Source organism: Planomonospora algeriensis (assembly GCF_977012225.1).
Map to the genome: position 1 here is coordinate 1 of NZ_CDRNDK010000712.1, position 2279 is coordinate 2279.

3 protein-coding genes are annotated in these 2279 nt (G+C 74.7%); 1 reads left to right on the forward strand and 2 read right to left on the reverse strand.

What is annotated here, in order from left to right; genetic code table 11:
• On the reverse strand, positions 1–1026 hold a 1026-nt coding region (locus ACWJ6R_RS34880), incomplete at its 3' end, for a serine/threonine-protein kinase (protein WP_449066294.1).
• Between the two features lie 88 nt (positions 1027–1114).
• A complete protein-coding gene (locus ACWJ6R_RS34885) occupies positions 1115–1846 on the reverse strand; it encodes a pyridoxamine 5'-phosphate oxidase family protein (RefSeq protein ID WP_449066295.1) in 732 nt (243 codons plus the stop codon).
• Between the two features lie 68 nt (positions 1847–1914).
• Between ACWJ6R_RS34885 and ACWJ6R_RS34890 the strand changes: the two genes are divergently transcribed.
• A partial coding sequence (locus ACWJ6R_RS34890; protein ID WP_449066296.1) for a GntR family transcriptional regulator occupies positions 1915–2279 on the forward strand: 365 nt, incomplete at its 3' end.

Here is a 2279-nt window from a genome sequence, read left to right on the forward strand (position 1 = left end):
GTCGGCGGCGAGCACGTAGACGCTGACGCCGCCGGCGGCCAGCACCAGCCCGGCACCGACCGCGACCCCCGCCGACCTGCCGCGCAACGCGCCCAGCACGGTGCGGAACAGCGTGGTCTGGAACAACGCGGTCCCGGTCTCCGCACCGGGCGCGTGGAGCCGGAACAGCAGCGGGAGCAGCGCCGCCAGCGCGGCCAGCCGGGACCGTCCCCGCTCCTCCCAGTCCGGTCCGTAGGCCGCCGTCGCCACGGCCTCCAGCTCGGCCACGAACCCGGTGGAGGAGGCCGGCCGCTCCCGCGGGTCCTTGGCCATGCCCCGGGCAACCAGGTCCCGGACGGGCTCGGGCACCTCGTCCACGGGGATCGGCGCGTACGCGTGCTGGTGCAGCAGCACGGCCCGGTCGCCCGCCCGGTACGGCCGGCGTCCGGTCAGGCACTCGAAGAACACCACGGTGGCGGCGTAGACGTCGGTGGCGGGCGAGGCGGGCGCCCCGGTCCACTGCTCGGGCGCCATGTACGGCGGCGTGCCCGCGGGAGCGTCCGCCTGCCCTGCGCGCACGGCGATGCCGAAATCGACCAGCTTGCTGGCGCCGTCCGCCTGGACGAGGACGTTCTCCGGCTTGTAGTCCCGGTGCACCAGGCCGCTCCCGTGCGCCGCGGCCAGGCCCATCAGCGAGCCCTTGAGCACGACGAGGGCGGCCTCGGGGCCGGTCGCGCCGTGCTCGCGCAGCAGCTCGCGCAGGGAGACCGCGTCGACGGCCTCCATCACGATCGCGGCGTGTCCGGCCTCCTCGACGTACTCGTAGAGCCGGGTCACGTTGGGGTCGGCCAGCTCCACCAGGAGCCGCGCCTCGTCGCGGAACCGGGCGAGGAAGCCGGGGTCGTCCCGGAGGGACTCCGACAGGTACTTGATCGCGACGTGCACGCCCGACTCGTCGTGCCGGGCGAGCACCACCCGGCCTCCACCGCCCGCGCCGAGCTCGCGCAGCTCGGTGTAGCCGGGCACGCTCCATCCGCCGGCGGCCATGGCGCTCTCCAGTCGGTTCGGGGTGAGACTCCTTCGATGATCCTCTGATGAGACGTCCGGGCCCGGTATCCGGTTTGCCGGAACAGTCTTACCCGATGGTTATGTTTCGTGAGGCGATATGTCCGGGCACGGGCAGATCCGCCGTCAGGGCGGGGTCCGGCTCGGGCTCGCCCCACGCCGTGCGCAGCGGCAGGACCCCGGCCCAGATCGGCAGTCCGTAGTCCTCCTCGTCGTCGACCGGCGGCCCCTGCCGTATCTTCACCGAGGCCTCGGCGAGGGAGAGGGCGAGCACGGCCGTGGCGGCGAGCTCCTTGCGGGTCGGCGGGCGCACGGCGTCCCACTGGCCGGGGGCGAGCTGCTCGGTGATCGCGCGCAGCCCGGCCAGGTGCTCGTCGGGGTCGGTCACGAGGCGGGGGGTGCCGTAGACCATGGCCGAGCGGTAGTTGACCGAGTGGTGGAAGGCCGACCGGGCCAGCACGATGCCGTCCAGGTGGGTGACCGTGACGCAGACCTCGCCCCCGCCGGCGCCGCCGGCCCGCAGGGAGGTGGCGCCGGTGGAGCCGTGCAGGTAGAGGGTGTCGCCGATGCGGCCGTAACCGGTGGGCACCACCATCGGGACGCCGCGGGCCACCACGCCCAGGTGGCAGATGAGCCCGGCGTCCAGCACGGCGTACAGGTCGGCGCGGTCGGTGCGGGCCCGCTCCCGGGAACGGCCGAGGACGGTCCGGGGGGTCGCCGAGAGCGGCGGAGAGGACGGGGCGGAGGGGTCCGGAGGGGTGAGGGGGGCCGAAGGGGTGGACGGTGAGGAGGGTGAGGACATGGCCCTAATCTAGACAGGGAGTGGACACCGGGAACACGTCCACTTCCTGCCTGATCCGGGAGACCACTTTGCCCCCCATCCCCGTCGACCTCCCCCTCGCGGTGGACCGCGCCGCCCCGGTCTCCCTCACCGTCCAGCTCGGCGACCGGCTGCGCGCCGCCATCCGCGGCGGGACCCTCAAACCCGGCGAGCGGCTGCCCTCCACCCGTGCGCTGGCCCGCCAGCTCGCCGTCAGCCGCACCGTCGTCACCGAGGCCTACCAGCAGCTCTACGCCGAGGGATGGATCGAGGGCCGCCACGGCTCCGGCACCTACGTGGCCGACCTGGACCTCTCCTGGCACGGCCCCGCGCACGGCTCGGGTTCCGAGGCGGCCCGCACCTCGGGAACCGCCCTCGCCGCGGGCCCGGACGGGCGCCCGGGCCCGCCGTACCC